Origin of the sequence: Jiangella endophytica, from assembly GCF_003427025.1 — a bacterium.
Taxonomy (GTDB): domain Bacteria; phylum Actinomycetota; class Actinomycetes; order Jiangellales; family Jiangellaceae; genus Jiangella; species Jiangella endophytica.
Genome location: NZ_QVAI01000003.1, coordinates 409,092 through 434,580, shown reverse-complemented (window position 1 = coordinate 434,580; position 25,489 = coordinate 409,092). Strand labels below are relative to the sequence as shown.

Here is a 25,489-nt window from a genome sequence, read left to right as displayed (position 1 = left end):
GCCGTCGCGCACACGTGAGGAGGCGGACACATGGCGGACAAAGGAGCCACCGCCGGCGGCGGGGCCATCTACGGACTCGGGATCTTCGGAGCGCTGGTGTTCTTCTGGCAGCAGGCCGACACGTTCTGGGAACACGTGCTAGCCGTCCTCCAAGGTCTGTTCTGGCCGGCGTTCATGGTCTACGAGGCCTTCCGAGCACTGAACTGACCCGAGAAGTGCCTCGTCGTACGGACTCGGCCGGGGGCCCCGATCCCGGCCGCGCGTCATCCTTATGCTGCTGACGTGGGGGAACCACGGATCCTGGTGGTCGAGGACGACGCCCGGCTGTGCGCCATGCTCACCGAGCTGCTCGAGGGCGCGGGTTACGGCGTCGCGGTCGCGCGCGACGGGCAGCGGGCGCTGCACGAAGGGCTGGCCGGCGCGTACGACGTGATCCTGCTGGACCGCGGGCTGCCGGCGCTCGACGGCCTCGATGTGCTCACCCGGCTGCGCCGCAGTGGAGTGACGACGCCGACGCTGGTGCTGTCGGCGCTGGGCAACCCGGCCGACAGGGTCGAGGGCCTGGACCGCGGCGCCGAGGACTACCTGGCCAAGCCGTTCGACGTCGCGGAGCTGCTGGCCCGGCTGCGCGCCCTGCTGCGCCGGCACGAACTGGCGGCGCCCGCGCTGCGGGTCCCGGGCGGGGTCCTGGACGTGACGACGCGCAGCGTGCGGCTGGACGACGGCGGCGAGGTCGCGCTCTCCGAGCGCGAGTGCGGCCTGCTCGAACAGCTGGCCCGCCATCCACGACAGGTCCTCTCCCGGCGCGAGCTGCTGGCGGCGGCGTTCCCCGAGGCCGACGATCAGGGTGTGGTCGACACCTATGTCCACTACCTGCGGCGCAAGCTCGGCCGCACCGCCGTGCGGACCGTGCGCGGGCTCGGCTACCGCCTCGGCGCTGCGACATGACCAGCGGCGACGACGTCCAGGTGCACCGCGGCGCCCGGCGGCTGGCCGCCCTCCTCACGCTGCTGATCGTCGTACTGCTGGCCGGGGTCGCCGCCCTGGTACTGGTCATCGTCGCCCGCAGCCAGGCGGAGGACAACCGCCACCTGCTCGCCGACACCGCGCGCACCGCCTCGGTCGACGATGCGCCGCCGGGCGTGTTCGTCGCGGTGCTCGCGGACGGCAGGCTGCTGCTCTCGTCCGGCATGCCGGACGGATTACCGGACCGCGACGCGCTGGAGGAGGTCGCCCGGACCGGCCACCCGGTCGAGCGGGACGTCGATACCGGCGACAAGGACTTCCTCGTCCGGACCACCCACGAGCGCGGCCGCATCGTCCAGGTCGCCGTCGACCAGCACGAGAACGCCGAGGAGCTGACCCGGCTGGCCTGGGCGCTGGCGATCGCCGGTCTGGCCGCAGTGCTGGTGGCAGCGCTGATCGCGGCGTGGATGGCCCGGCGCGCGATGGCGCCGCTGGCCGCGTCGCTCGCCCTGCAGCGGCGGTTCATCGCCGACGCCAGCCACGAGCTGCGCACCCCGCTGACGCTGTTGCGCACCCGCGCCCAGCTGCTCCAGCTGCGCGTCCGCGAGCGGCCGGACCTGGACGAGCCGGTCGGCGCCGGCGTCGACGAGATCGTCACCGACGCCCAGCGGCTCACCGACATCCTGGAGGATCTGCTGCTCGCCGCGGATCCGCGCGAGGTGGTCGACGACACGCCCGTCGACCTGGTCGCGCTCGCCGACGAGACGGTCCGCAGCCACCGGGCGGAGGCCGACCGCCGCGGGCTGCGGCTGGACCGCACCGGCGCGACGACGCCCGTCACGATCCGCGGTTCGCGGGTGTCGCTGGCGCGGTTGTGCTCCGCGCTGGTCTGGAACGCGCTGGACCACGCGCGCTCCACCGTCACCGTCACCGTCGAGACGGCCGGCCAGGACGCGCAGATCCGGATCAGCGACGACGGTCCCGGGTTCCCGCCCGGCACCGAGCGTCAGGCGTTCGAGCGGTTCGCCGGCGGCCGCCGGTCCGGCGACTCCACCGGTCAGCGGCACTACGGCCTGGGGCTGGCGCTGGTCGCCGAGGTGGCGCACCGGCACGGCGGCGACGTGCGGGCCGGCCGCGACGAGGGCAGCGGCGGCGCCGTCGTCACCGTGCGGTTGCCCCGGCAGCCCTGACCGGCTCCAAGAATCCTGGAAGATTCCCGCCCCATCGTGGTGGGAGGAGCACCGGTTCCAGGATCGAGGTCACGACATGGTGCCACCAGCCACCGGCCGCCGCCGAGCCGCCACGACCACCGCCGTCGTCGGCCTGACCAGCATCGCCGTCACCGCCGCCGGTGCAGCAGCCCTGTGGTCCGCGAGCGCGCAGGCCACCGGGACGGACACCGGCACCGGCTCGAGCACGGTCTCCGGCACGACCGGCGACGACGACGACAGGGGTTCGGCCGGCCAGTCGCCGGTGCTGCCGGGCCTGGGCACGGCGCCGCACGCGCAGTCGTCGGGGTCGTGATGGAGACCGCGCGGCACGAGTGGCCGCTGTGGAGCACAGCGGCCACCGTGGTGACGGCGCCGGAGGTACTCGAACCGTCGGTGCGGCTGGTCGAGGCCGTTCTCGCCGAGGTCGACGCCGCCTGCAGCCGGTACCGCGACGACTCCGAGCTGGCCCGCGCCGACGGTGAGCTGGCCCGTGGCGTCGACGTCAGCCCGATGCTGGCGACGCTGGTCGAGGGCGCGCTGGAGGCCGCGCGCTGCACCGACGGCGACGTCGACCCCACGCTGGGCGCCCAGCTGGACGCGCTCGGCTTCGGCGTCGACGTCATCGACGTCCCGCTGGAGCCCGCGAAGGCCGCGCCACCCCCGGACTGGACGACGATCCGGCTGCGCGGCCGTCGGCTCACCGTCCCCGGCGGCGTCCGGCTGGACCTCGGCGCGTCGGGCAAGGCGCTGGCCGCGGACCTCGCCGCGCACGCCGCCCACGACCGCTTCGGCGCCGGGGTGCTGGTGTCGCTGGGCGGAGACATCGCGACCGCGGGCGCCGCCGGCTTCCGCTGGCAGGTCGTCGTGCGCGACACCGCGGACGACCCCGCCCAGCAGGTGTCGCTGCGCTCGGGCTGGGCGATGGCGACGTCCAGCACGCGCCGCCGGCGACACCGCTGGAACGGCCGGGAGGTGCACCACATCGTCGACCCGCGCACCGGGCTGCCGGCCGAGCCGGTGTGGCGCAGCGCGACGGTGGTCGCGCCGAGCTGTCTGCTGGCCAACGCGTACAGCACCGCCGCCGTCGTGCGCGGCCACCGGGCGCCGAGCTGGCTCGCGTCACGGCACGTCGACGCGCGACTGGTCGGCGACGGGGCCGCGGTCGTCACCGTCGGCCGCTGGCCGGACCCGGACGGAGGCGCGGGCCGTGAATGAGGCGCTCTGGGCGGCCGGCCGGGCCAGCGGGGTCACGGCGCTGGCGCTGCTGACGGCGTCCGTCGTGCTGGGCGTGCTGAACCGGTCCGGGCGGCCGCTGCCCGGGCTGCCGCGGTTCTCGATCGCGCTGGTGCACCGCGACGTCGCCCTGGCGGCGACCGCGTTCGTCGGCGTGCACGTGCTGACGCTGCTGTTCGACCCGCTGGCCCGGCTCTCCGTCACCGACCTGCTGATGCCCTTCGCCGGCGCGTTCCGTCCGTTCTGGCAGGGCCTCGGGACGGTCGCGTTCGACGTGCTGCTGGCCGTCGTCGTCACCGCGCTGCTGCGCCACCGGCTGGGACTGCGCACCTACCGGACGGTGCACTGGCTGGTCTACGCGATGTGGCCGGTCGCGTTCCTGCACGCCGTCGGCAACGGCACGGACGCGCGCACGAGCTGGTTCCTGGAGGTCGCCGCGGTGAGCCTGATCGCCGTCACGATCGCGGTGGTCTGGCGGTTGTCGGCCTGGTTCGTCGAGTCGTCCCACGCCCGCCAGGAGCTGCGATGAACGCCCGTCCGGCCGCCGTGGCGACCGGGTCGCCCACTCGGCCGGACACCGCCGGCCGGTTGTTCGTGGCCGGCGCGGGCGCCGGCCACGAAGCCCATCTGGCCGCCTACGGGCCGGCGCCGAGCTCCGGCACGGACCTGATCCGTGAGCTGGAGCTCTCCGGGCTGACCGGGCGTGGCGGCGCCGCCTTCCCCGTCTGGCGGAAGCTGGCGGCGACGGCGGCCGGACGACGCCCGGTGGTGATCGGGAACGGCGCCGAGGGCGAGCCGCGCAGCCGGAAGGACGCGACGCTGGTGCAGCATGCGCCACATCTGGTCGTCGACGGGTTGCTGGCCGCGGCCGACGCGGTGCGGGCGAGCCGGGTGTATCTGTACGTGCGCTCCGGTAGCGGGACCCCGATCCGGCGGGCGCTGGCCGAGCGCCCGGACGGCGGCCGGGTCCGAGTGGTCGTCGCGCCGCACACGTTCGTGTCGGGCGAGGCCGGCGCCGTGGTCAACGCCGTCGGACAGGGCGTCGCGCTGCCGACGGACCGGCTGCACCGGCTCAGCGAGACCGGCCTGGACGGCCGGCCCACGTTGGTGCACAACGTCGAGACGCTGGCGCATCTCGGGCTGGTGGCACGCTACGGCGGGTCCTGGTTCCGCGGCGCCGGCACGCTGGAGGATCCCGGGACCCGGCTGGTGACGGTGTCCGGCGATCTCCCGGCCGGCGGGGTGCTGGAGATCCCCGGCGGGACCCGCGTCGCCGACGTGCTCGCGGCCTGCGGCACCGGGCCGGTGGCCGCGGTGCTCGTCGGCGGCTACCACGGTGCCTGGCTGCCGGCAGCGGAAGTGGACGCAAGGCTCTCGCCGTCGGGCCGGGCCGTGCCCGGGGCGGGCGTGCTGATCGCGCTCGGGCCAGGTCGCTGCGGGCTGCATCTGACGGCGCAGATCGTGCGCTACCTCGCGGGCCAGTCGGCCGGGCAGTGCGGGCCGTGCCGGTTCGGGCTTCCGGCGCTGGCCGGCGCGGTCGGCGAGCTGGCCGGTCGCCCAGCCGTCGGGACCGAGGGCCGGGTGCGGCGGCTGGCGACCACGGTCGCCGGACGAGGCGCCTGCCACCACCCGGACGGCACCAGCCGTCTGGTGCTCAGCGCGCTGGACGCGTTCGCCGACGACGTCGCGGCGCACGCCACCGGCCGGTGCGTCGCGGGTGGGCGGCCGTGAACCGCACCGGCCTGCACGTCGACTGGACCCGCTGCGACGGTCGCGGCCTGTGCGTGGAGCTGCTGCCGGATCTGCTGGGCCGCGACGAGTGGGGCTACCCGCTGCCGCACCGCTCGACGCCCGGCCGGCTGCTCACCGAGGTGCCGCCCGGGTCGGTCGCCGACGCGGAACAGGCGGTCGCGCTGTGCCCGCTGCTGGCGCTGACACTGACGACCGAGGCGGCGACCTAGGATGGGCCGATGCGCCTGGGTGGCCGGTTCTGGCGGTTCTGGACGGCAACGACGCTCGTCAATCTCGGCGACGGCATTCGGGTGGCCGCGTTCCCGCTGCTGGCCGCGTCGCTCACCGACGACGCGTTCGCGGTGGCGGCGGTCGGCGCGGCGACCGCACTGCCGTGGCTGCTGACCGGGCTGGCCGCCGGGTCGCTGGCCGACCGCCGCAGCGCGCGGACGCTGCTCGCCGCGGCCGACCTCGGGCGCATCGTGGTGCTGCTCGGGCTGGTCACGGCGCTGCTGACGGGCACCGCGACGCTGCCGGTGGTCGCCGGCGCGGCATTCGCGCTGGGTGTCGCCGAGACCGTCCGCGACACCGCCGCCCAGACCGTCGTGCCGCGGCTGGTGCCGTCGGAGCTGCTGGAACGGGCCAACGGGCGGCTGGTCGCGGGCGAGGTGGCCGGCAACGAGTTCGTCGGACCGCTGATCGGCGCCTCGCTGTTCGCGGCCGGGGTGGCACTGCCGTTCGCGGCCAACAGCGCGACGCTGGCGATCGCCGTTCTGCTGATGCTCTCGCTGCCCGCGTCGCTGCTGTCCGCGACTGCCCGGGGCGGCGAGGCCGGCGCGCCCGCGGTGGCCGACGGGGTGCGGGCCGGGCTCGGCTGGCTGGCGCGGCAGCGGGTGCTGCGCGGGCTGCTGGGCGCGGTCGCGCTGGTGATGCTGGCCGATGCCGCCTGGTTCGCGGTGTTCGTGCTCTACCTGGACGCGCGGCTCGACGCGGGCGCGCTCGGCTTCGGCGTGTTCCTCGCGATCGGCGCGGCCGGCGGGCTGACCGGCGCGCTGGTCGCCGACCGCCTCATCGGCCGGCGGCGGCACCGGGCCGTGCTGCTGGGCAGCATCGCCGCCATCGCCGTGACCCCGGCGCTGCTGCTGGTCGCACCGACGATCTGGGCGGCGGTGGTCGTCGTGGTGGCGACCAGCGGCGGGTTCGGCGTGCTCAACGTCGCCGCGGTGTCGGTGCGGCAGCGGCTCACGCCGCCAGGACTGCTCGGACGGGTCACCGCGGCCTGGCGGACGGTCGTGTTCGGCGCCGGCGCCGTGGGCGCGCTCGGCGGCGGCGCGGTCGCGTCCTGGCAGGGACTGCAGGCGCCGTTCGTGCTCAGCGCCGTCCTGGGCGTCGTCGCGGTCGCCCTCTGGGGGCGCTCCGCCCGCCCCGGCTCCGGCCCCCTGGTCGCCTAGATGAGTGAGTCCGAATGATGGTGAGGACGGCAGGTCGGGAGTCGAGGACGGGACGGACGGGTCCGCCGCACGGGTAGCTGTCGCGTCGGCGCCACGGCGTGACGTTGTGACCCGGCCCTTCGTCCTTGATGACGATTGACAGCGCCATGAACTGCCGTGCCCGGAGGCAGGTGATCATGCTCGAACCGGATGGGCCGGGGGCTGAGGGGCGGCGATCCCACACCGCTCACCGGACCGGCCGACGCCACCGACGCGATCAGAACCGCGGAACCACCGAAGAACCCCTTCGGACTCACTCATCTAGCGGGTGTCTCGCGGTGGCCGGTCCGGGACCTGCTGGCGCAAATGGCGTCGGCCGCTCCTGCCTTGGTCGTCGCAGGTGTGCCTACGGTGATGTCACCGTGCACATTGACGGTTTCCGTTCGACCGAAGGACCGAGCCGTGCCCGACCGACCCGAGATCGTCTGCATCTGCGGCTCCAGCCGGTTCGTGGACGAGATGCGTGCGGCGAACCGTGACCTGACCTTCGCAGGTGTCATCGTCGTCGCGCCAGGCGAAGCAGACGAGTTGATCACCGATGAGCAGAAGACCGCGCTGGACGCCCTCCACCTGCGCAAGATCGACCTGGCTGACAGGGTTCTGGTCGTCAACCCCGGCGGGTATATCGGCGAGTCCACGAGCAGAGAGATCGCCTATGCCCACGCCACCGGCAAGCCGATCTCGTTCACCGATCCTGTCTGACCAGTAGACGCTTCGTGGTGCGCGCGGGCATCGAGTCTCAGTCAGCACCGTGCGCCACTCGCCTCAGCCGCCTGACCCACGACGCACACACCCGCGCCCACGTCCGGCGACGCCGAGCCGGAGGCCGCACCACCACAGCCCACAACCCGGCCTGACGAACACAGAAAGGATCCCGAGGACGACCGGGTCCGGAGGGGACGCGCCCCTCCGGACCCGCGACGGTCAGGCCCAGGAGTACAGCTCGGCGAATGTCTCGCCGCCGTCGGCGGAGACGACGATCGAGCTCGCCAGTGCCGCGTACACCGCGCCGTCGGGCCCGACGGCGATCGCCTGCGGCCGCTCCCCCAGCCCGCCGCGCTCGTGCCACGTGGTCCCACCGTCGGCGCTGTGCTGGACGAGGCCGTCGGGCGTGACGCCGTACAGCTCGGCCGTGCGCGGCCAGTCGGCGAGGAAGAGCACCGGTGCGCCGCCCAGGGGGCCGAACGTCCGCCCGCCGTCGCTGCTGAGCCGCGGCCCCTGCTCGGTGGTGATGAGCAGGGTCTGGTCGTCGTCGGGGTGGATGGTCAGGTCGGCCAGCGGGACCTGGCCGAGGCGGTCCCAGGTCGTCCGGTCCGCGCTGGCCAGCAGCTCACCGGTGCCGCTGCTCCAGCCGTAGACCATCGAGCCCTTGGCGTCGAGGGCGTGGAAGTCGACCTCGCCGGAGAGCGACCGGCTGACCCAGCTGGCGCCGGCGTCGGCGCTCTCCAGCAGGCCGAGGTCACCGGGCAGGTCGGTGCGGCTGCCGGGATGGCCGCTGGCGAGGAACTCCCCGGTGCCGGTCGTGGTGAAGCCCATGAAGTCGTGGTCGTCGGGCCCGGCGAGCACCACCTCGCCTGCGGCGCCGATCTCGTACAGGCCTTCGTGGGTGGCGACGTAGAGCAGCCCGCCGACGGCGCCGAGGCCGTGGATGTGGCTGAACGCGGGCCCGGCGGCCGTGCCGTCACCGCCGCCGAGCATCGCCTCCATCTGCGCGATCTCGGCCTCCTGGGCGTCGACGACGGCCTGGGCCAGCGCCCGCGCCTCGGGGTCGGCGCCCTCGGCCAGCTCGGTCTCGGCCATGGCGATCGCACCGCGGTGGTGCTCGATCATCATCGTGAGCCACGAGCGCTCGAACTCCACGCCGGTCGCCGCGGCGAGCGCGTCCAGGTCCTCGTCCGACATCATGCCGCCGGCGCCCGAGCCGCCGCCGTGGCCGCCGTGGCCACCGCCGGAGCCGGGCGAGGCGCCCTCGCCCCAGCGCTCGAGCATGGCGGTGAGCTGGTCGATCTCCGGCTGCTGGACGGCCTCGACGGCGGCGGCCAGGTCGGTCAGCTCGGGGCTGACACCGTCGGCCGGCACCATCGCCGCCATCTCGATGGCCTGGGTGTGGTGCTCGATCATCTGCCGGGCGAACTCGGCGTCGGCCGCGTTGGCGGCGGACGACGGCACACCCGAGGCGGCGTCCGCGGCCGGGTCGCCGGAGTCGCCGCCGCAGCCGGCGAGCAACAGGCCTGCCGCTGCGATGACGGCGGCGGGCAGGGTGAAGCGCGTGCGATCCATCGTGTCCTCTCGAGGGTGTGCGTGGGCATGCGAACGTGCGGGTCGGAAGCCCGACCCGTCACGTCCGCATGACGCACAGGGACACCAGGAGCGCAGCGCCGTGCGGGCGCGGCGGTGGCCGCGCCGGCGCCGGTGGGGCCAGCGACGCACCGGGCGGCGCGAGCGCCGTCCACCGTCGCGGCCCGAGCAGCAGCCAGCCGGCCAGCAGCAGGACGGCGGCGGACAGCACGGCGAGGCACAGGTGGAACAGTCCGTGACCCGCGCCGTCGTCGTCGGCGGCCTTCGCGCCGTGGCCCGCCGGCGCACGGTCGTCGTCCATGGCCGCGACCATGCCCTGCGGTGCCGGCTCGTCCGAGCCCGCACCGGCCAGGTGGTGCATCGCGACCATCCCGAGGGCCAGCACGACGACGAGCAGCAGCCGCGGCGCCAGCTGCCGCGGTGCGCGTCGTGCGGTCCTCATGACGGCAACCATAGACACGCCCCGGCGCGGCTCTTGCACATACCCCTCCCCCGTATCTAGATTACCCCTACGGGGTATATGTATCAGGAGGAGAAAAATGACGAGCACGCTGCAGGTGGAGATCGACCCGGCGACGGTCGCGGAGACCGAAGCCCTGACCACCATGGTCCGCACGTCGGCCGCCTACACCGGCGAGTACCGGGTGATGGTCGCGAACCAGACCATCGACGCCGCCTACATCGGGCGGCACCTGACCCGCGTCGCGCACGGACCGGACGGCGAACTGCTCGGGTTCGTCACCCTGCAGGTCCCCGGGCGCGGCGGGCCGGGCGAGGGCGAGGTCGACTTCATGTTCGTCGCCGAGGACGCGCAGGGGCGCGGCATCGGGCGGCTGCTGATCGACCACCTGCGGGCTGAGGCGGCGACGCTCGGCCTGCGGCGGCTGCACGTCGTGTCGCACCCGCCGTCGGCCGGGTTCTACCGCAGCTGCGGCTTCCGCGACGTCGGCGTCATCGCGCCGCACGGGCGCATCGGCTGGAGCCGTCCGCACCTGATCATGGAGCTGGGCTGACCCCCGTGACGGCGCCGGCCTGCTCGGCCAGCGTGACGGCGACCAGCCGCTGCTCCAGCCCCGGCCGGGCGATCCGCGTCGCCGCGGTCAGGTAGAACCGGCCGCGGACGGTGCCGCCGAACTCGACGGGCAGCTCGATCTCGTCGTTGGTCGGCAGCCCGTCGCGGTCGACGTCGACCACGATGCCGCGCCGGGTGACCGAGCCGTCACGGTGCAGCCGAGGGTAGGCGCGACCCCGGCCGGCGCCGGACTCGAACCGGACGCCGTCGATGTCCAACACCGACACGATCTGCCGCCCGACGTGCTCGACGACGGCCGGCGGCGGCGCGGAGCCGGACGCGACCAGCTCGGCCGCCGACACGACGCCGGACAGGTAGCCCTCGCGCGCACTGGCCCTGGCCTGCATCCGCCGCCCCCACAGCGCGATCTCGGTGACCGCGAGACCGACGAGCGTCAGCAGGACGGCGGTCTCGATATCGTCGCGGTCGTCGATCGCGAACGTCTGGTAAGGCCGGGTCAGGAAGAAGTCGAACCAGGCGGCGCCGGACAGCGCGGCGACGACGCCCGCGCTCCGGCGGCCGGTCGCCGCGGCCGCCACCACCACCAGGACCAGCACGAGCGCCGCGTTGGCGCTCGCGATGCCGGTGCGGAACGGGGCCAGCAGCGCGCACGCCACCAAGGGCGCGACGAACGCCAGCACCAGGATCAGGGCGGTCCGACCCTCCCGCGTCCTCACCCTTCCATCAACGCCCCGCGGGACACCGTCGTCAAGAGCCTTGACGAGTCCTTAGCGCCTTGCGCAGCTTGCGGCGACGGCGCCAGCCCGGCCTCCGCACGTCGACGCTGCCCATGCTCGCCGTGCCCACGACCTGGATGACGGCGCGAGGCTCGACGGGCGGCGCCTGCACCCTGACGTTGACGCTGGAGAAGCGGGACTCGACGTCGGCGTCGGCGGCGACGTCCTCGGGCACCACGATCTGCACCGACGACGCCGACAGCTCCAGCTCGACGCGGCAGCCGTCGGCAGCGAACGTCGCCTCGGTGAAGTCGAGCAGCACCGACGACATCGACGCCTTGACGATGATGCGCGCCGGCGCGACCCACGGGCCGGAGCGCTGGACGGGCGAGCCCTGGGCCCGGATCACCATCTGCTCCACGGCCGGACGCGCGGCGACGCCGTCGTCACCGAGATCGGCGACGACGGCGTCGAGGTCACCACGCGTGCGCGCGGCCAGGGCCGAACCCAGGCGGTCGTCGAGCTCGTCGAGGCCGAGCCGGCCGTCGGCGGCCGCCGTGCGGATGCGCTCGGCGATCTTCTCGCGCTCGGCGTCGGAGACGCGCTGCACCGCACGCCGAGCGGCGTCGTCATCGGCCATGCCGCGATCCTACGACCGCGGCCCGGCCGGGTGGCTCAGCGCTCCTCGCGGAACTCCACGTGCCGCCGGGCGAGCGGGTCGTACTTGCGCAGCACCATGCGGTCGGGGTCGTTGCGGCGGTTCTTCCGGGTGACGTACGTGTAGCCGGTGCCGGCCGTCGAGCGGAGCTTCACGACGGGGCGCAGGTCGGTGCGTGCCATGGGCGTCCTTTCCAGACGTGAGTGAGACGGCCTCAGCCCTGCCGGGCCTTCAGCCTCGGGTTCTGCTTGTTGATGACGAAGAGCCGGCCACGCCGGCGCACGACCTGCGAGCCCGGCTGGTTCTTGAGCGACTTGAGCGAGTTGCGCACCTTCATCGCGACCCCTTCCCTATGAGAACGATTCCCATAACGTACAGGACCGCGCCGATGTTCCCGCGTTCACGGTCCAGTCGCCTCCTCGCGGCCGGGCGGTCACGTCGCCGCCACCGCGTCCCCGCAGGATGACGACACGTCCCCGCAGGCCACGACCGCGAAGAAGGCCCCACCGTGACCGTGTCCCGCAGCTCACGCGCGACGACACCGTCGACTGAGGCCGCCCCGGCCGACCTCCATAGCAAGAACGCCACCTCGGCGGCCCCGGCGCCCGTTCCGCGCGATTCTCGCTATGGAGGTCGGGCACGACGGCCGCCACCGCGCCGGCGATGACGAACGTTGCCCGCAGGCCGATGAACTAGGAGATCGGACCGGCCAGCGCCATGGATACCGGCATGAGCGAGATGGACACGAAGAAGTCGACACTGGCGAACAGCAGAGTGGCCAGCAGCCACGGCGTGCGCCACATGTATGCCAGCCCTTCGTGCATGCCGATCAGCGCGGCGCCGCCCAGCGCGGACGGTCTCACGAGCCGAGACGCGCCGTCCACCAATTTCCTAGTATTTCAATGGGCAAACTACGCTACGCGGCGTAGACCCGTCCGACCACATGGGGGAACTGTCGTGCGCAGCGCAATGCCGGCCCGGCTGGGAGCGGTCCTGGCGGTCCTGACGATGGCCGCGGCCTGCTCCGGCGGGGACAGCGGCGGCACCGGCCAGAGCGCCACTCCGGACGCCGCCGGCGAGCCGGCCCAGGGCGGCGTGCTGAACTACGTCACCGACGTCGAGCCGACCTGCTGGGACCTGCAGCAGCAGTCGACCATCGCGTCGCAGACGCTGCTGCGCAACGTCCTCGACTCGCTCGTGCGGCTGACGCCCGACGGCGAGTTCCACGGCTGGCTGGCCGAGACGTGGGAGGTCAGCCCTGACGGCACGACCTACACCTTCCACCTGAGCGACGGCGTCACATTCCACGACGGCACCCCGCTCGACGCGGCGGCCGTGACGTTCAACCTCGACCGCTGGATCGCCTCCGGCATCAACCTGGCTCCGTCGGTCCCGTACGAGAGTGCCACCGCCACCGACCCGCGGACGGTCACGGTCCAGCTGACCGAGCCGTACGCGCCGCTGCTGCAGATCCTCAGCATGCCGATCGTCTCGATCGTCTCTCCCGCGTCCGTCGAGCAGTACACGCCGGAGCAGCTGTGCGCGGGCGGCGAGGCGATCGTCGGCTCCGGGCCGTTCCGCTCGGCGGCCTACGTGCAAGGCCAGAGCTGGACCCTGGAGCGCAACGACGACTACGACTGGGCGCCGGAGAACGCCGACCACACGGGCGCGGCCCATCTCGACGGCGTGCAGGTGACGTTTATCCAGGAGAACTCGACCCGCGTCGGCGCGCTCTCGTCCGGCCAGGCGCACCTGGTGTCGAACGTGCCGCCGGTCGACGTCGCGAACCTGCGCGGCGGCGAGACCGACGTGCTGACGGCGGAGGCGCCGGGCATCCCGTACTCGCTGCAGCTCAACACCGCCACCGGCCCGTTCGCCGACCCGGCCGTCCGCGAGGCGCTGCGGGTCGGCGTCGACTACGACACGCTGGTCGAGTCGCTGTACCACGGCCTGTTCCCGCGCGCGTGGAGCCTGCTGACCCCGGCGACGGCGAACGCGTACGACGCGTCGCTGGAGGGCGAGTACGGCCACGACCTCGCCGCCGCACAGCAGCTGCTCGACGACGCCGGCTGGGTCCCGGGCGACGACGGCATCCGGGTTCGCGACGGCGAGCGGCTGGAGGCCGCCTGGATCGTCAACCAGGCGTGGATCCGCGAGCAGCGCGACGTCCTCGGCGAGGGCATCCAGGACGCCGCCCTCGAGCTCGGCATCGACCTGCAGCGCGAGACGCTCGATCCCGGCACGTTCACCGCCCGCGCTCAGGCCGGCGACTACGACCTCACCGACATGAGCCAGTCGCGGGCCGAGGGCGACATGCTGAACCTGGCCTACCGGTCGACGCTGACGCCGTCGGGCGGCGGGGTCAACTACACCCAGCTCGCCGACCCGGACGTCGACCAGCTGCTCGGTGACGCCGCCCGCGCCACCGACCCCGCGCAGCGCTCGGACCTCTACGCCCAGGTGCAGCAGCGGCTCAGCGACGGCAGCGTCGCGATCCCGGTCTACGTCCCGACGTACCTGCTCGGCACCAGCGCCGGCGTGCACGGCGTGCACTTCGACGCGCCGGGCGTGCCGTGGTCGTTCTTCGACGTCTGGCTCGACCAGGCCCAGTGACCGCCCGCGTCCTCGTCGCCGTCCTGCGCCGGGCCGGCTCGGCGCTGGTCGTGCTGTGGGGCGCCGCGACGGCGGTGTTCTTCACCATGCACGCGGTGCCGGGCGACCCGGAGGACGTCATCCTGGGGCAGGAACTGCTGGTCACCGAGGAGCTGCGGGCGCAGGTCCGGGCCGACTTCGGGCTGGACCGGCCGCTGCCGGCGCAGTACCTGACGTTCGTCGGCAACCTCGCACGCGGCGACCTCGGCCGGTCCTACCTGCTGCAGCAGCCGGTCGCGGACCTGATCCGCGACCAGCTGGCGCCGACGTTGCAGCTGGCGGCCGCCGGGCTGCTGGTGGCGGCCCTGCTGGCGACGGTGCTCGCGGTGCTGACGACCGGCCGGTCCGGCATCGCGCGGCAGCTGGCCGTCGTGCTCGAGGTGGTGGCGATCTCCGCGCCGGCGTACTGGGTCGGGATCGTGCTGCTGGCGTTCCTCAGCTTCCGGCTCGGCTGGTTCCCGGCGTTCTCCGACGGTGGTCTGCGCGCACTGGTCCTGCCGGCGCTGACCATGGGGATCGCGATCTTCGGACTGCTCTCCCAGGTGTTGCGCGAGGCCGCGGAGAACGCCGAGCGGCAGCCGTTCGCGCTGACCGCCCGGACCCGCGGGCTGAGCCGGCTCGCCGTCACCGCACGGCACCTGCTCAAGCACGCGTCGATCCCGGCGCTGACGGTGGGCGGCTGGGTGGTCGGCGGGGTCGTCGGCGGCGCGGTGCTGATCGAGGCGGTGTTCGGCCGGCCCGGGCTCGGCCGGCTCACGCTGCAGGCCGTCGTCAACCAGGACATCCCGCTGATCGTCGGGCTGGTGCTGCTGTCGGCGCTGGTGTTCGTGCTGATCACGATCGTGCTGGACGTCGTGTACCGGCTGGTCGACCCGCGGCTGGGGACACGGTCGTGACGCGGCGCGTGCTGCGGGCCGCGGGCGTCGCGCTGCCGGTCGCCGTGCTCGTCGTGCTGGCGCTGATGGCCGCCTGGCCGGGGCTGTTCACGTCGCAGTCGCCGCTGACGAACGACCTCGCCGCGGCACTGCGCCCGCCGAGCCTGGACCACCCGTTCGGCACCGATAACCTCGGCCGCGACGTCTATGCCCGGACGGTGCACGGGGCGCGGACGTCGCTGCTGGTCGGCATCGGGGCGACGGCGATCGGCGCGACCGGTGGCGTGCTGCTGGGCGCGCTCGGCGCGCTGGGGCCGCGCTGGCTGGACGCGGCGCTGCTGCGCGTGCTGGACGTGCTGCTGGCCTTCCCGAACCTGCTGTTCGCCCTGGTGGTGATCGCGTTCTTCGGCAAGGGGACGGTGAACGTGCTGGTGTCGATCGGGATCGCCGCGATCCCCGGCTTCGCCCGGGTGGCCCGCGCCGAGATCATGGTCGTGCGCGGCGCCGGCTACGTGACGTCGGCCGTCGCGATCGGGTCGCCGCCGCGCCGGTACATCCTGCGGCGGATCCTGCCGAACTCGCTGACGACGGTGGTCGTGCTGGCCGCGCTCGGCATCGGCACGTCGATCATCGCCGCGTCGGGGCTGAGCTTCCTCGGCCTCGGCCCGGAGCCGCCGGCCCCCGAGTGGGGCCTCATGCTGGCGGCGGCCCGCGACCTGCTGGCGCACGCCTGGTGGACCGGGTTCTTCCCCGGCCTCGTGCTGACGGTGACGGTGGTCAGCGTCACCCTCGTCGGGCGGCGGCTCAAGGCGCGGTTCGACCGGAGGACGGCATGACGGCGACGGGCGCGGCTCAGGCGCCGCTGCTGCGGGTGCGCGGGCTGTCGGTGCGCTTCCCCGGCGCCGACGCTCCGGCGGCCGACGACGTCGGGTTCGAGCTGCGTGCGGGGCGGGTCGTGGCGATCGTCGGGCAGTCCGGGTCCGGGAAGTCGGTGACGGCGCGGGCGCTGGTGGGGCTGGTGGGCGGGGGTGCGGCCGTCGGGGCGGAGGAGCTGACGCTTGACGGCGCCGACCTGCGGTCGCTGTCCGAGCGCGGCTGGCGCAGGATCCGTGGCCGGCGCATCGGCTTCGTCCTGCAGGACGCGCTGCAGGCGCTGGACCCGTTGAAGCGGGTCGGCTCCGAGGTCGGCGAGGTGCTGCGCGAGCACCGGCTGGCCGGGCGGTCCGAGCGCGTGGTGCGGGCCCGTGAGCTGCTGGCCGACGTCGGCGTGCCCGACCCGGAGCTGCGCGCTCGGCAGTATCCGCATGAACTGTCCGGCGGACTGCGGCAGCGGGCGCTGATCGCGTCGTCGATCGCCGCCGGGCCGGGAGTGCTCATCGCGGACGAGCCGACGACGGCGCTCGACGTCACGGTGCAGGCGCAGGTGCTCGGCGTGCTGCGGCAGCTGCGCGACGCCGGGACCGGCATCCTGCTGATCTCGCACGACCTCGCCGTCGTCTCCCAGCTGGCCGACGAGGTGCTGGTCATGCACGGCGGCCGGGTGGTCGAGCACGGCCCCGTGGACGAGGTCCTGCGGGCGCCGCGACACCAGCACACCCGCGACCTGCTGGCCGCCGTGACGCGCGGACCGGCGGTGGCCGACCCGGCGTCCGACGAGGCGCCGCGGGTTCCCGTCCTCACCGGACGCGGCCTGCGCAAGACCTACCGGCTGCCCGGCGGCGGCGAGCTGGTCGCCGTCCGCTCCGCCGATCTCGACCTCCCGGAGGGCCTGGTCACCGGCGTCGTCGGCGAGTCCGGCTCGGGCAAGAGCACGCTGGCGGCGCTGCTGCTCGGGCTCACGCCGCCCACCGCGGGCGTCGTCGAGTACGACGGGCAGCCGTTCTCGCAGCTCACCGAGGCGCGACGGCGGCCGCTGCGGCGCGAGATCGGGCTCGTCCCGCAGGACCCGTACGGCTCGTTCGATCCGCGCTCGCGGGTGGGCGGCATCGTCGAGGAACCGCTGATCCTGCACACGCCGCTGCGCCGGGCCGAGCGGCACGACCGGGTGGTCGAGCTGCTGGCCGAGGTCGGGCTCGGACCGGAGCTGCTCCAGCGGACGCCGGCCCAGCTGTCCGGCGGCCAGCGGCAGCGGGTGGCCATCGCCCGCGCGCTGATCACGTCGCCGCGCGTGCTGGTCTGCGACGAGCCGCTGTCCGCGCTGGACGCGACCGTGCAGGCACAGATCCTCGACCTGCTCGGGGAGATGTCCCGCAAGCGCCGGCTGACGATGCTGTTCATCTCGCACGATCTCGGCGTCGTTCGGCGGATCTGCGACCGGGTCGTCGTCATGAAGGACGGCGACATCGTCGAGGAGGGCGCCGCGGACGCGCTGTTCGCCGATCCGCGGCACCCCTACACCCGCGACCTGCTGGCCGCCGTCCCCGTGCTGCGAGTGTGACGCGGTCAGGCCGCGCGCAGCGGCGCCAGCGCGCCGGCCCAGGCGACCAGCTCGTCGAGCATCGTCCCTGCCAGCGCCGCCTGCCGCTCCCGCGGCGTGGGCCGCACGAAGTCGGTGAAGTCGTCGTACAGCGACAACGCCACCTGCGCGCGGACGTCGGCCACCAGCACCATGCCCATCACTCCGCGCAGGTGCTCGACCGCGCGGATGCCGCCGTCGGCGCCGTAGCCGACGAAGCCCGCCGCCTTGTGCTGCCACTCGGCGTAGACCAGGTCGATGGCGGTCTTCAGGACGCCCGGGTAGGAGTGGTTGTACTCCGGCGTCACGAAGACGAAGCCGTCGAACGACGCGACCGTCTCGGCCAGCTGAAGGGTGTGCGGGCGGGTGTACTGACCGGTCGACGCCGGCAGTGGCTCGTCGAGGTGCGGGAGGTCGAAATCGGCCAGGTCGACCAGCTCGTAGTCGGCGTCGCCGCGCTGTTTGGCCAGGTCGAGGAGCCAGTGGGCGACGGTGGGACCGACCCGGTCCGGCCGCGTGCTGCCGATGATGATCGCGATGCGTGTCATGCCTTCGACGCTAGGAACTCCACCCGGGCCGTGGCCATGGGCGGACGTCTCGCCGTCCTGCGCGATCGTCTCGCGGCCGAGCCGCGAGCGAGACGATCGCCGTAGGGTGGCGCCATGGACCCGTTGAGCCAGGTCGTCTCCGTCATGCGCACCGGGCGGCCGCGCTCGTTCCGGCTGCAGGGAGCCGGCGAGTGGGGCTGGGGCTATCCGCCGGTGCGCGGCGCCGCCTTCCACGTCGTGCTGCAGGGGTCGTGCTGGCTGCGTCCCGAGTCCGGCGAGCCCATCGCGCTGAGCGCCGGCGACGTCGTCCTGTTCCCGCACGGCACCGGGCACGGACTCTCCGACGCGCCCGGCACGCCGCTCGCGGAGCTCTGCGCGGGCGATCCCGGGCACCGCGTGCTCACCGCCGGTGCGCAGTCGGCGACGCCGGAGCTCGTCGTGCTGTGCGGCCAGTACCTCGTCGACCGCGACCGCCCGCATCCCATGCTGGCCGCGCTTCCCGACGTCGTGCACCTGCCGAACCGGCTGGGCCGGCACCCGTCGCTGCGCGCCGCCGTCGAGCTGCTCGGCCGCGAGGTCGACGCCGCCGAGGCCGGCTCCGAGGCCGTCGTGCCGGCCCTGCTCGACGTGCTGCTGCTGTACCTGCTGCGGGCCTGGTTCAGCGACGAGACCTGCGCGGGCGCGCACCCCACCGGGTGGGGCGCGGCGCTGGCCGACCCCGCCGTCGCCGCGGCGCTCGCCGCCATGCACGCGAGCCCGGAGCGGCCGTGGACGGTCGAGTCGCTGGGCGCGGTGGCCGGACTGTCGCGGGCGGCGTTCGCCCGCCGGTTCACCACCCTGATCGGCAGCGCGCCGCTGGCGTACCTCACCTGGTGGCGCATGACGACGGCGGCGCGGCTGCTGGCCGAGACCGACCTGCCGGTCGGCTCCGTCGCCCGCCGGGTCGGCTACACGTCGGAGTTCGCGTTCGCGGCCGCGTTCAAGCGCGAGTACGCCCGGCCGCCGGGCCGGTATCGCAACGAGCGGACGGCCGCCTGAGCTCCATCACAGCCGCGGCCAGCAACCCGGCGTGCCGGCGCGCCCAGGCGTCGGCCAGTACCGCCACGTCGGCCAGCTCTCCCTCGTCGACGACGAACGACGCGACCGGCAGTGCGGCGCCTAGGCTGTCGAGGACGGGGCGCAGCTGCAGGTCGGCGGCCTGCCGCTCGGCAGCGTCGTGCGACAGCGTCACCGGGATCACGACCGTGCCGGCCAGGGCGTCGTCGGGCAGGCGATCGAGGAAGAGCTTGAGCACACCGGTGTAGGACGCGCGGCTGACCGGCGTCGCCAGCACCACGACGTCGGCCGCGAGAACCGTGTCGACCAGCTCGGCGACCCGTGCCGACGGGACGCCGGCGAGGTCGGGCACGTGCTCCGTGAGGTCGACGACGTCGCGCCAGACCGGCGGCCGCGGCAACCGGCCGGCCAGCTCGACCGCGAAGGCCGCAGCGACCGCCCGGATGCGCGACGACGGCGCTGTCCCCGCCGTCAGCACCACCAGGTCGATGGGGCGATCGTGCTGCTCAACCGGCATGGCGGCCTCCTCGGTCGGCGTCGGTGGCCTTATCCTATCAATTCAGTAGGATTTGGTGCAGGGGTCAGAAACTCCCGCGCGGGCGGCACCGGCCGGATGTTACCGTCACCGCCATGCAGCGCGCTCATGTGACGACGACGCCGGAGACCGTCCCGGCGCGCTGATTCCTGTCCGACGATGCCCGGGGCGAGTGCCCCCGCGGCGTCGCCGTGTGGTCACTCGCCTCGCCCTCACCGAGGAGACCACGATGCACGACCACCGAAAACTCGGCCGCGAGCTGGAGCTGTTCGGCTCCGACCCGCTCATCGGCGCCGGCCTGCCCTACTGGCTGCCGGCCGGCGCCGCCGTTCGGCACGAGCTCGAACAGTACGTCCACGCCGTCGAGGGGCGGGCCGGCTACCAGCACGTGCACTCCCCCGTGCTGGCGAAACGCGAGCTGTACGAGCTCTCCGGCCACTGGTCGCACTACCGCGACGACATGTTCCCGCCGATGCCCGTCGGCGGGGAGTCGCTCGTGCTGCGGCCGAGCCTCTGCCCGCACCACGCGCTGATCTACCGGTCCCGCGGCCGTTCGTACCGGGAGCTGCCGCTGCGGCTGGCCGAGCTCGGCGGCATGTACCGCTCCGAGCCGTCCGGCGTGCTCGGCGGGCTGACCCGGGTGCGGTCGATCCAGCTCAACGACGCGCACGTGTTCTGTGCCGTCGACTCCGCGGCCGAGGAGGCGGCGGCCGCGCTGGAGCTGATCCGCGACGCGCATCGCGCCATGGGGATCCGGCCGGCCCGGCTGCGGTTGTCGCTACCCGGTGCCGGCGGGAAGTACGCGGGTTCATCGGTGCAGTGGGATCGGTCGGCGGCGCTGCTGAGGGAGGCGCTGTCCGCATCCGGGGTGTCGTACGAGGCCGAGGAGGGCGAGGCGGCGTTCTACGGCCCCAAGATCGACGTCCAGATCGCCGACGCCGCGGGCCGCGAGTCGACCCTGTCCACCGTCCAGATCGACTTCCATCAGCCGTCCCGGTTCGACCTCGGGTACGTCGGCGCCGACGGTGGGCAGCACCGGCCGGTGATGGTCCATCGCAGCATCATCGGCAGCCTGGAGAGGGCGGTCGCGCAGCTCATCGAGGTGCACGGAGGCGCGTTCCCGCCGTGGCTCGCGCCCGTCCAGGTCGTGCTGGTGCCAGTCGGCTCCGGCCAGGACGCGGCCGCGCGCGCTCTGGCCGGTCGCGCTCTCGACGCCGGGCTGCGAGTGGAGGTCGCCGGCGCGGAGCAGGACAGCGTCGGCGCCCGCATCAACGCCGCCCGGCCGGCTCCGTACGTCGGGGTCGTCGGGCCGCGCGAGGCCGCCGCGGACGAGGTGGCGCTGCGGCTGCGCGACGGCCGCCGGCTCGACCCACTACCGGCCGCCGAGGCGATCGCCCGCCTCGCGGCCCACGTCTCCACCCACTCCGCCGACCTCTGGTGACGACCACCCGCACGTGCCCATGATCACGGAGACGATTCGGAGGCCGCCGCCATGGGTTCGAGCTCACCGATCTTCGTGCGCAGCCGCCGGAGGATGCGGATCAGCAGCCGGGACACCTGCATCTGGGTGACGCCGAGCTCGTCGCCGATCTCCTGCTGGGTGAGGCCGCGGAAGAAGCGCAGGTAGAGGACGCGCGAGTCGCGCGGGGACAGGGCGCGACACGCGGCGGCGAGGGTCGCCACGGCCTCGGTGTGGGCATAGCCGGGGTCGGCGCTGCCAAGGAGGTCGCCGAGGGTAGCGCCGTCGCCGTCGGAGTCGAGGGTGGGATGGTCGAGGGAGACCGCCGCGTAGCAGTCGCCCGCGCGGCCGGCCTCGAGGACCTCCGGAAGATCGGCGCCGAGATGGGCGGCCAGCTCGGCCGCGGTCGGGAGGGTGCCGCGGGTCTGCGACAGTTCCTCCGCCGCCGCGGCCATCGACGCCCGGAGCTCCTGGATGCGACGGGGTGGGCGCACGGTCCAGCCGTGGTCGCGGAAGTACCGCTTCACCTCTCCGACGATGGTGGGGACGGCGAACGAGAGGAAGTCGCCGCCGCGATCGGCGTCGAAGCGCTGGGCGGCGGCTACCAGGCCGGCGCTGGCCACCTGGTGCAGGTCCTCGGCATCGATGCCGCGCCCCGCATAGCGGCGGCTGATCGCCTCGGCCAGCCCCAGGTTACGGACGACGACGTCCTCGATGGCGCGCTGCCGGTCGCGACCGGACAGGCGGGCGGCCCGGCGCAGGAGATCGTTGGTGAGGTCGTCATGCTCGCGCCGCTCGCGCCATCGGTCCTGCCGATCGGGACGGAGACGCGTCTGGCCGAGGGACGAATCGGACGAGGTTCGAGTCGGCATGCACACACCCCTTCGCAAACGAAGCAGGTGGCACGCTGTTTGACCACGGGCTCCACGGCCGGGCAACGGGACGCGCCCGGCCATTGTGAGAATTCCATCTCCTCGCATTTCCCGGCCGATGTCAACCGATCCGCAGAGATCGAACGGCGGCCGGCGCGACCAGGCGTCCCACGGGCGCAGGGCGGTGCGCCTACCGCTCCCGGACGGCGTAGGTCAGATGCGTCACCCTCGGGGACGCCTCGGTGCGCAGCGGCTCCAAGGCCACGCGACCCGCGTCGACGCCCTCGAACAGGCGGACTCCCGAGCCGAACAGCACGGGTGACAGCGCGACCGAGAACTCGTCGATCAGGCCCGCGTTCAGGTACTCCAGGATCGTCACGCCGCCGCCCGCGATGCGGACGTCGCGGTCGCCGGCGGCCCCGCGGGCCCGGTCGAGTGCGGACTCGACGCCGTCGTTGACGAAGTGGAAGGTGGTACCGCCCGGCCGGTCCCAGGGATCACGCTTCTCGTGCGTCACGACGAACACCGGCGTGTGGAACGGCGCCTCCTCGGGCCACATCTCCTCGCCGGCGTCGAACATGCGCTTGCCCATCACGCTCGCGCCGGTGCGCTCGAACGTCTCCCGCGCGATGTCGTTGTCGCGCCCGTCCTCACCGCCTCCGCCGAGCTTCAGGTTCTCGCGGGTGAACCGCAGCGGGAACATCCACGCCTGCAGCTCCACCCACTGCCGCCCCATCAGCTCCGAGAGGGACTCGGGCGCGATGAAGCCGTCCAGCGACATCGACACGCTGAAGAACACCTTGCCGGCCATCAGCTCCCCGCTCCCTTCCGAAGGTGCTCCGCGACGTAGGCGGCCAGGTTGCTCAGAGTCTGCTGCCCACCCTCGACCGCGTGGTACTTCTCGACCGCCTCGTCGCGCAGTTCCTGGGTGGGGAACACCGTGCGCATCCGGATCCGGGTCGCCGCGCTGTCGGACTCGAAGGTCAGGACCGACTCGAAGGCGTTCGGGTCGTCGCGGGACTCGCCGTGAAGGAACTCGATCCGCTCCGGCGGGGTGATCGCGGTCCAGGTGATCCACTCGGGGTAGTCGGTGCCGTCCGGCCCGTGCATCACGAAGTCCCACGCCCCGCCGACGCGGAACTCGAACGCCCGCGTGGTCGTGGTGAAGCCGTCCGGCCCCCACCACCGCGACAGGTGCCGGACCTCGGTGAACGCCTCGAACACCAGCTCCCGCGGCGCCTCGATGGTGCGGGAGACGACGATCTCGCGGTCGGCGGTCCCCGGCTGCGCCGGCAGGTTCCGTCCCGTCGTACTCATTCGGCTGCTCCTTCGTTCCTTGCCTGCTCGAGGTTCCGCACATAGGCGTCCAGCCGGTCGAAGCTCTCGTTCCAGAACCGCTCGAACCCTCCGGCCCACTCGTGGACCGGTCGCAGCCCGCGCGCGTCGAGGCCGTAGAGGCGCTGCTTGCCCACCTTGCGGTCGCGCACCAGCCCGACCTCCCGGAGCACGCGCAGGTGCTTGGACGCCCCCGGCTGGGTCATCCCCAGCTCCTGGGCCAGCTCCGTCACCGGCCGCTCACCCGACCGCAGCAGCACCAGGATCTCCCGGCGCTGCGGCTCGGCGATCGCGTTGAACACGTCCGACGTCGTCGCTGCTCGTGCCACGCCGTCATCATATGCCGATATCGGCATGCGTCAAAGGCCGAGCAGAACAGGCCGCGGCCAGGTGTACTCGGCCACCTCGCGCACCTCGGCCAGGGCGGCCCGAGGGTCACTTCGACTGCGGCAGCTTCACCGACCCGCGGCGGGGCGCGGCGGCCGACGGCGGGGGCACGACGGGGCCGATGTCGCCGTCGGGGGCGTCGTCGAGGTCGACGATGACCGGGGCGTGGTCGCTGGGACCGGTGCCCTTGCGGGCGTGACGGTCGACCCAGGCGGCGGCGACGCGACCGGCGACCGGCGCGCCGGCCAGCACGAGGTCGATGCGCATGCCGAGGTCCTTGTGGAACATGCCGGCGCGGTAGTCCCAGTAGGTGAACACGCGCTCGGACGGCCAGCGGTCGCGGACGACGTCGCGCAGGCCGGCGGACTGCAGGTCGGCCAGGGCGGCCCGCTCGGGCTCGGTGACGTGGGTCTGGCCGACGTAGGCGTCGGGGTCGAATACGTCGGCGTCGGCGGGCGCAATGTTCATGTCGCCGCAGACCATGACGGCGTCGGGGCCGGCCTCGACCTGCGCCCGCAGCGCCGCCAGCCACTCGAGCTTGTAGGCGTAGTGGTCGGAGCCCGGCTCGCGGCCGTTGGGGACGTACACCGAGTGGACCCGCACTCCCCCGCACGTCGCCGAGACCGCGCGCGCTTCCTGGTGCGGGAAGCCCGGCCCGCCGGGCAGCCCGACCACGACGTCGTCGAGGCCGGCCGTGGAGAACAGCGCGACGCCGTTCCAGCGCGCCTCACCGTGGTAGGCCGCCTGGTAGCCGCGCTTCTCGAGCTCGGCGCCGAGGAGATCCTCGATGAGGTCGTCGGCGAGTTTGGTCTCCTGCAGGCAGACGACGTCGGGCCGGCGCTGGTCGAGCCAGGGCAGCAGCCGCGGCAGGCGCTGTTTGACGGAGTTGACGTTCCAGGTGGCGACTCTCACCGGACCTACCGTAGCGGCGTCCGCCGACACGTTCGACGGCGACGGCGTCAGCGGTGCTGCAGCGCCAGCCGCAGGCCGAAACCGACCAGCACGACCCCCGTCACGCGGTCGGCCACCCGGGCGAACCGGGACCGGCCCAGCGCCCGCACCATGAATCCGGCGCCGCCGATGACGAACGCGAACCAGATCATTCCGATCGCGTTGTGCACGACCGCCAGCAGAATTCCCATCAGCAGCGGCGAGGTGCCGTCGGGAATGAACTGCGGAATGGTCGCCACATAGAACACGCCGATCTTCGGATTGAGGATGTTCGTGCCCAGTCCGGTGAGCCACGAGCCCCACAACGAGCCGCGGCCGGACGACTCGGCCGCCGGCGACTCGTCGTCGTCGCGGCGGCGGAAGCTGCTCCACAGCAGGTGCGCACCGAGACCGGCCAGATAGACCGCACCGGCCAGCGTGAGCACGCGGTACGCCGTCTCCGATGCCACCAGCAGCGCCGACGCACCCACGGCCGCGGCCACGCCCCACGCCAGGCAGCCGGCGCCGATCCCCAGCGCGGCGGCGACGGCGTGCGCACGGCCGCGGCTGACGGCGGCGCGCAGCACCAACGCGGTGTCGAGCCCGGGGATGACGGTGAGGAGAGCGGCGACGACGGAGAACGAGAGCAACGCTTGCCCGATGGTCACGGATCATCCTCACCCGGGGCGAAATCGGACGAATTACCGGCGACAGCCAGGGCGCATTTTACGCGTCCCCACATTCGGGAACAAGACTGTGCGCCGAGCGGCCGATTCGGTTATCGTCCGAAAGGAGCAGCTGCACTTTCCGAGCGCGAGAAACGAGGCCGCCCATGGACCGTCTCCAGCACATCGCGACGTTCTGCGGCAACTGCGACTGCGGGTGTCCGGAGCTGTTCCTCGACCAGAACGCTCCCCCGGAGCGTCGCGTCGTCATCACCGACGACTTCGGTCAGCGGGTGCAGATGAGCCTGGCCCAGTTCCGGGTCATCGTCGAGTCGGCCAAGGAAGGCCAGCTCGATGAAGTGCTGCAGCCGGCCAACGCCTGAG

Annotated in this window: 33 protein-coding genes; 18 read left to right on the top strand and 15 right to left on the bottom strand. The window is 73.5% G+C overall.

Annotation, left to right across the window (positions count from 1 at the left end; translation table 11 throughout):
• Window positions 1–30 precede the first annotated feature (30 nt).
• The 10 genes from DZA62_RS36265 to DZA62_RS08865 all read left to right on the top strand — a co-directional run bounded on the left by DZA62_RS36265 (window position 31) and on the right by DZA62_RS08865 (window position 7,333).
• The gene (locus DZA62_RS36265) at window positions 31–207 is read left to right on the top strand and encodes a hypothetical protein (protein WP_198663555.1); all 177 of its coding nucleotides are present in this window, start codon (window positions 31–33) and stop codon (window positions 205–207) included.
• 75 nt (window positions 208–282) lie between these two features.
• On the top strand, window positions 283–948 hold the full coding sequence (locus DZA62_RS08905; protein WP_232827314.1) for a response regulator transcription factor: 666 nt from the start codon (window positions 283–285) through the stop codon (window positions 946–948).
• Window positions 945–2,156, top strand: a complete 1,212-nt coding sequence (locus tag DZA62_RS08900; protein WP_116948494.1) for a sensor histidine kinase — start codon at window positions 945–947, stop codon at window positions 2,154–2,156. Before DZA62_RS08905 ends, DZA62_RS08900 begins: the two co-directional genes overlap by 4 nt.
• Window positions 2,157–2,232: 76 nt before the next feature.
• Window positions 2,233–2,490 carry a hypothetical protein gene (locus tag DZA62_RS08895; protein WP_116948493.1) on the top strand — a complete coding sequence of 86 codons (258 nt, stop codon included), beginning with the start codon at window positions 2,233–2,235 and terminating at the stop codon, window positions 2,488–2,490.
• Entirely contained in the window at window positions 2,490–3,392 is a 903-nt protein-coding gene (locus DZA62_RS08890; protein ID WP_116948492.1) for an FAD:protein FMN transferase, read from the top strand. The genes DZA62_RS08895 and DZA62_RS08890 overlap by 1 nt, the downstream gene beginning before the upstream one ends.
• Window positions 3,385–3,939, top strand: coding sequence for a ferric reductase-like transmembrane domain-containing protein (locus tag DZA62_RS08885; RefSeq protein WP_116948491.1), 555 nt, complete (start codon window positions 3,385–3,387; stop codon window positions 3,937–3,939). Before DZA62_RS08890 ends, DZA62_RS08885 begins: the two co-directional genes overlap by 8 nt.
• Window positions 3,936–5,141 carry an NADH-ubiquinone oxidoreductase-F iron-sulfur binding region domain-containing protein gene (locus tag DZA62_RS08880; protein WP_116948490.1) on the top strand — a complete coding sequence of 402 codons (1,206 nt, stop codon included), beginning with the start codon at window positions 3,936–3,938 and terminating at the stop codon, window positions 5,139–5,141. The genes DZA62_RS08885 and DZA62_RS08880 overlap by 4 nt, the downstream gene beginning before the upstream one ends.
• Complete coding sequence (locus DZA62_RS08875; protein ID WP_116948632.1) at window positions 5,138–5,371, top strand: ferredoxin; 234 nt, start codon at window positions 5,138–5,140, stop codon at window positions 5,369–5,371. Before DZA62_RS08880 ends, DZA62_RS08875 begins: the two co-directional genes overlap by 4 nt.
• A 9-nt stretch (window positions 5,372–5,380) precedes the next feature.
• Complete coding sequence (locus tag DZA62_RS08870; RefSeq protein WP_116948489.1) at window positions 5,381–6,592, top strand: MFS transporter; 1,212 nt, start codon at window positions 5,381–5,383, stop codon at window positions 6,590–6,592.
• Window positions 6,593–7,033: 441 nt separating this feature from the next.
• Window positions 7,034–7,333, top strand: coding sequence for a hypothetical protein (locus DZA62_RS08865; protein WP_116948488.1), 300 nt, complete (start codon window positions 7,034–7,036; stop codon window positions 7,331–7,333).
• Window positions 7,334–7,555: 222 nt separating this feature from the next.
• On the opposite strand, the gene DZA62_RS08860 is transcribed toward DZA62_RS08865, so the two are convergent.
• Both DZA62_RS08860 and DZA62_RS08855 read right to left on the bottom strand, forming a co-directional pair.
• Window positions 7,556–8,911: a F510_1955 family glycosylhydrolase gene (locus DZA62_RS08860; RefSeq protein WP_116948487.1), complete on the bottom strand. Its 1,356-nt coding sequence runs from the start codon at window positions 8,909–8,911 to the stop codon at window positions 7,556–7,558.
• Window positions 8,912–8,969: 58 nt separating this feature from the next.
• On the bottom strand, window positions 8,970–9,371 hold the full coding sequence (locus DZA62_RS08855; RefSeq protein WP_116948486.1) for a DUF6153 family protein: 402 nt from the start codon (window positions 9,369–9,371) through the stop codon (window positions 8,970–8,972).
• Between the two features lie 97 nt (window positions 9,372–9,468).
• Here DZA62_RS08855 and DZA62_RS08850 point away from each other — a divergent pair, with 97 nt between their 5' ends.
• The gene (locus DZA62_RS08850; RefSeq protein ID WP_116948485.1) at window positions 9,469–9,942 is read left to right on the top strand and encodes a GNAT family N-acetyltransferase; all 474 of its coding nucleotides are present in this window, start codon (window positions 9,469–9,471) and stop codon (window positions 9,940–9,942) included.
• On the opposite strand, the gene DZA62_RS08845 is transcribed toward DZA62_RS08850, so the two are convergent.
• The 5 genes from DZA62_RS08845 to DZA62_RS35590 form a co-directional block, all read right to left on the bottom strand.
• On the bottom strand, window positions 9,926–10,678 hold the full coding sequence (locus DZA62_RS08845) for a DUF4118 domain-containing protein (protein ID WP_116948484.1): 753 nt from the start codon (window positions 10,676–10,678) through the stop codon (window positions 9,926–9,928). The two genes, DZA62_RS08850 and DZA62_RS08845, sit on opposite strands and share 17 nt — an antisense overlap.
• A 31-nt stretch (window positions 10,679–10,709) precedes the next feature.
• The gene (locus DZA62_RS08840) at window positions 10,710–11,318 is read right to left on the bottom strand and encodes a DUF1707 SHOCT-like domain-containing protein (protein WP_116948483.1); all 609 of its coding nucleotides are present in this window, start codon (window positions 11,316–11,318) and stop codon (window positions 10,710–10,712) included.
• A gap of 35 nt (window positions 11,319–11,353) precedes the next feature.
• Entirely contained in the window at window positions 11,354–11,518 is a 165-nt protein-coding gene (rpmG, locus tag DZA62_RS08835; RefSeq protein ID WP_116948482.1) for a 50S ribosomal protein L33, read from the bottom strand.
• Between the two features lie 32 nt (window positions 11,519–11,550).
• The gene (ykgO, locus tag DZA62_RS08830) at window positions 11,551–11,673 is read right to left on the bottom strand and encodes a type B 50S ribosomal protein L36 (RefSeq protein WP_116948481.1); all 123 of its coding nucleotides are present in this window, start codon (window positions 11,671–11,673) and stop codon (window positions 11,551–11,553) included.
• Window positions 11,674–12,028: 355 nt separating this feature from the next.
• Complete coding sequence (locus tag DZA62_RS35590) at window positions 12,029–12,199, bottom strand: hypothetical protein (RefSeq protein WP_157987556.1); 171 nt, start codon at window positions 12,197–12,199, stop codon at window positions 12,029–12,031.
• Between the two features lie 94 nt (window positions 12,200–12,293).
• Here DZA62_RS35590 and DZA62_RS08825 point away from each other — a divergent pair, with 94 nt between their 5' ends.
• Genes DZA62_RS08825 through DZA62_RS08810 form a run of 4 tightly spaced genes read left to right on the top strand, consistent with a single transcriptional unit; the run spans window position 12,294 to window position 17,300 of the window.
• Entirely contained in the window at window positions 12,294–13,949 is a 1,656-nt protein-coding gene (locus DZA62_RS08825) for an ABC transporter substrate-binding protein (RefSeq protein WP_157987555.1), read from the top strand.
• Complete coding sequence (locus DZA62_RS08820) at window positions 13,946–14,884, top strand: ABC transporter permease (RefSeq protein ID WP_198663554.1); 939 nt, start codon at window positions 13,946–13,948, stop codon at window positions 14,882–14,884. The genes DZA62_RS08825 and DZA62_RS08820 overlap by 4 nt, the downstream gene beginning before the upstream one ends.
• Window positions 14,881–15,699: an ABC transporter permease gene (locus DZA62_RS08815; RefSeq protein WP_198663553.1), complete on the top strand. Its 819-nt coding sequence runs from the start codon at window positions 14,881–14,883 to the stop codon at window positions 15,697–15,699. Before DZA62_RS08820 ends, DZA62_RS08815 begins: the two co-directional genes overlap by 4 nt.
• Complete coding sequence (locus DZA62_RS08810; RefSeq protein WP_116948479.1) at window positions 15,696–17,300, top strand: dipeptide ABC transporter ATP-binding protein; 1,605 nt, start codon at window positions 15,696–15,698, stop codon at window positions 17,298–17,300. Before DZA62_RS08815 ends, DZA62_RS08810 begins: the two co-directional genes overlap by 4 nt.
• 5 nt (window positions 17,301–17,305) lie before the next feature.
• Here DZA62_RS08810 and DZA62_RS08805 read toward each other — a convergent pair whose 3' ends face one another.
• Window positions 17,306–17,866, bottom strand: a complete 561-nt coding sequence (locus DZA62_RS08805) for an NADPH-dependent FMN reductase (protein WP_116948478.1) — start codon at window positions 17,864–17,866, stop codon at window positions 17,306–17,308.
• Window positions 17,867–17,980: 114 nt separating this feature from the next.
• Between DZA62_RS08805 and DZA62_RS08800 the strand changes: the two genes are divergently transcribed.
• Window positions 17,981–18,904, top strand: coding sequence for an AraC family transcriptional regulator (locus tag DZA62_RS08800; protein ID WP_116948477.1), 924 nt, complete (start codon window positions 17,981–17,983; stop codon window positions 18,902–18,904).
• Here the strand turns inward: DZA62_RS08800 and DZA62_RS08795 are convergent.
• Complete coding sequence (locus DZA62_RS08795; RefSeq protein WP_116948476.1) at window positions 18,846–19,439, bottom strand: NADPH-dependent FMN reductase; 594 nt, start codon at window positions 19,437–19,439, stop codon at window positions 18,846–18,848. The genes DZA62_RS08800 and DZA62_RS08795 overlap by 59 nt on opposite strands.
• A 211-nt stretch (window positions 19,440–19,650) precedes the next feature.
• Between DZA62_RS08795 and thrS the strand changes: the two genes are divergently transcribed.
• Complete coding sequence (gene thrS, locus DZA62_RS08790) at window positions 19,651–20,898, top strand: threonine--tRNA ligase (protein ID WP_269813858.1); 1,248 nt, start codon at window positions 19,651–19,653, stop codon at window positions 20,896–20,898.
• A gap of 23 nt (window positions 20,899–20,921) precedes the next feature.
• Here thrS and DZA62_RS08785 read toward each other — a convergent pair whose 3' ends face one another.
• The 6 genes from DZA62_RS08785 to DZA62_RS08760 form a co-directional block, all read right to left on the bottom strand.
• The gene (locus DZA62_RS08785) at window positions 20,922–21,788 is read right to left on the bottom strand and encodes a SigB/SigF/SigG family RNA polymerase sigma factor (RefSeq protein WP_116948475.1); all 867 of its coding nucleotides are present in this window, start codon (window positions 21,786–21,788) and stop codon (window positions 20,922–20,924) included.
• A 190-nt stretch (window positions 21,789–21,978) separates the two neighbouring features.
• The gene (locus DZA62_RS08780; RefSeq protein ID WP_116948474.1) at window positions 21,979–22,599 is read right to left on the bottom strand and encodes a dihydrofolate reductase family protein; all 621 of its coding nucleotides are present in this window, start codon (window positions 22,597–22,599) and stop codon (window positions 21,979–21,981) included.
• Window positions 22,599–23,105 (bottom strand): SRPBCC family protein, encoded by a 507-nt coding sequence (locus DZA62_RS08775; RefSeq protein WP_116948473.1) that lies wholly within the window; start codon window positions 23,103–23,105, stop codon window positions 22,599–22,601. The genes DZA62_RS08780 and DZA62_RS08775 overlap by 1 nt, the downstream gene beginning before the upstream one ends.
• Window positions 23,102–23,452 carry an ArsR/SmtB family transcription factor gene (locus tag DZA62_RS08770; protein ID WP_116948472.1) on the bottom strand — a complete coding sequence of 117 codons (351 nt, stop codon included), beginning with the start codon at window positions 23,450–23,452 and terminating at the stop codon, window positions 23,102–23,104. The genes DZA62_RS08775 and DZA62_RS08770 overlap by 4 nt, the downstream gene beginning before the upstream one ends.
• A 106-nt stretch (window positions 23,453–23,558) precedes the next feature.
• The gene (locus DZA62_RS08765; RefSeq protein ID WP_116948471.1) at window positions 23,559–24,422 is read right to left on the bottom strand and encodes an exodeoxyribonuclease III; all 864 of its coding nucleotides are present in this window, start codon (window positions 24,420–24,422) and stop codon (window positions 23,559–23,561) included.
• Window positions 24,423–24,469: 47 nt separating this feature from the next.
• Window positions 24,470–25,108 carry a LysE family translocator gene (locus DZA62_RS08760; RefSeq protein WP_116948470.1) on the bottom strand — a complete coding sequence of 213 codons (639 nt, stop codon included), beginning with the start codon at window positions 25,106–25,108 and terminating at the stop codon, window positions 24,470–24,472.
• A gap of 164 nt (window positions 25,109–25,272) precedes the next feature.
• On the opposite strand from DZA62_RS08760, the gene DZA62_RS08755 reads away from it, so the two are divergent.
• Window positions 25,273–25,488 carry a hypothetical protein gene (locus tag DZA62_RS08755; RefSeq protein WP_116948469.1) on the top strand — a complete coding sequence of 72 codons (216 nt, stop codon included), beginning with the start codon at window positions 25,273–25,275 and terminating at the stop codon, window positions 25,486–25,488.
• Window position 25,489 lies beyond the last annotated feature (1 nt).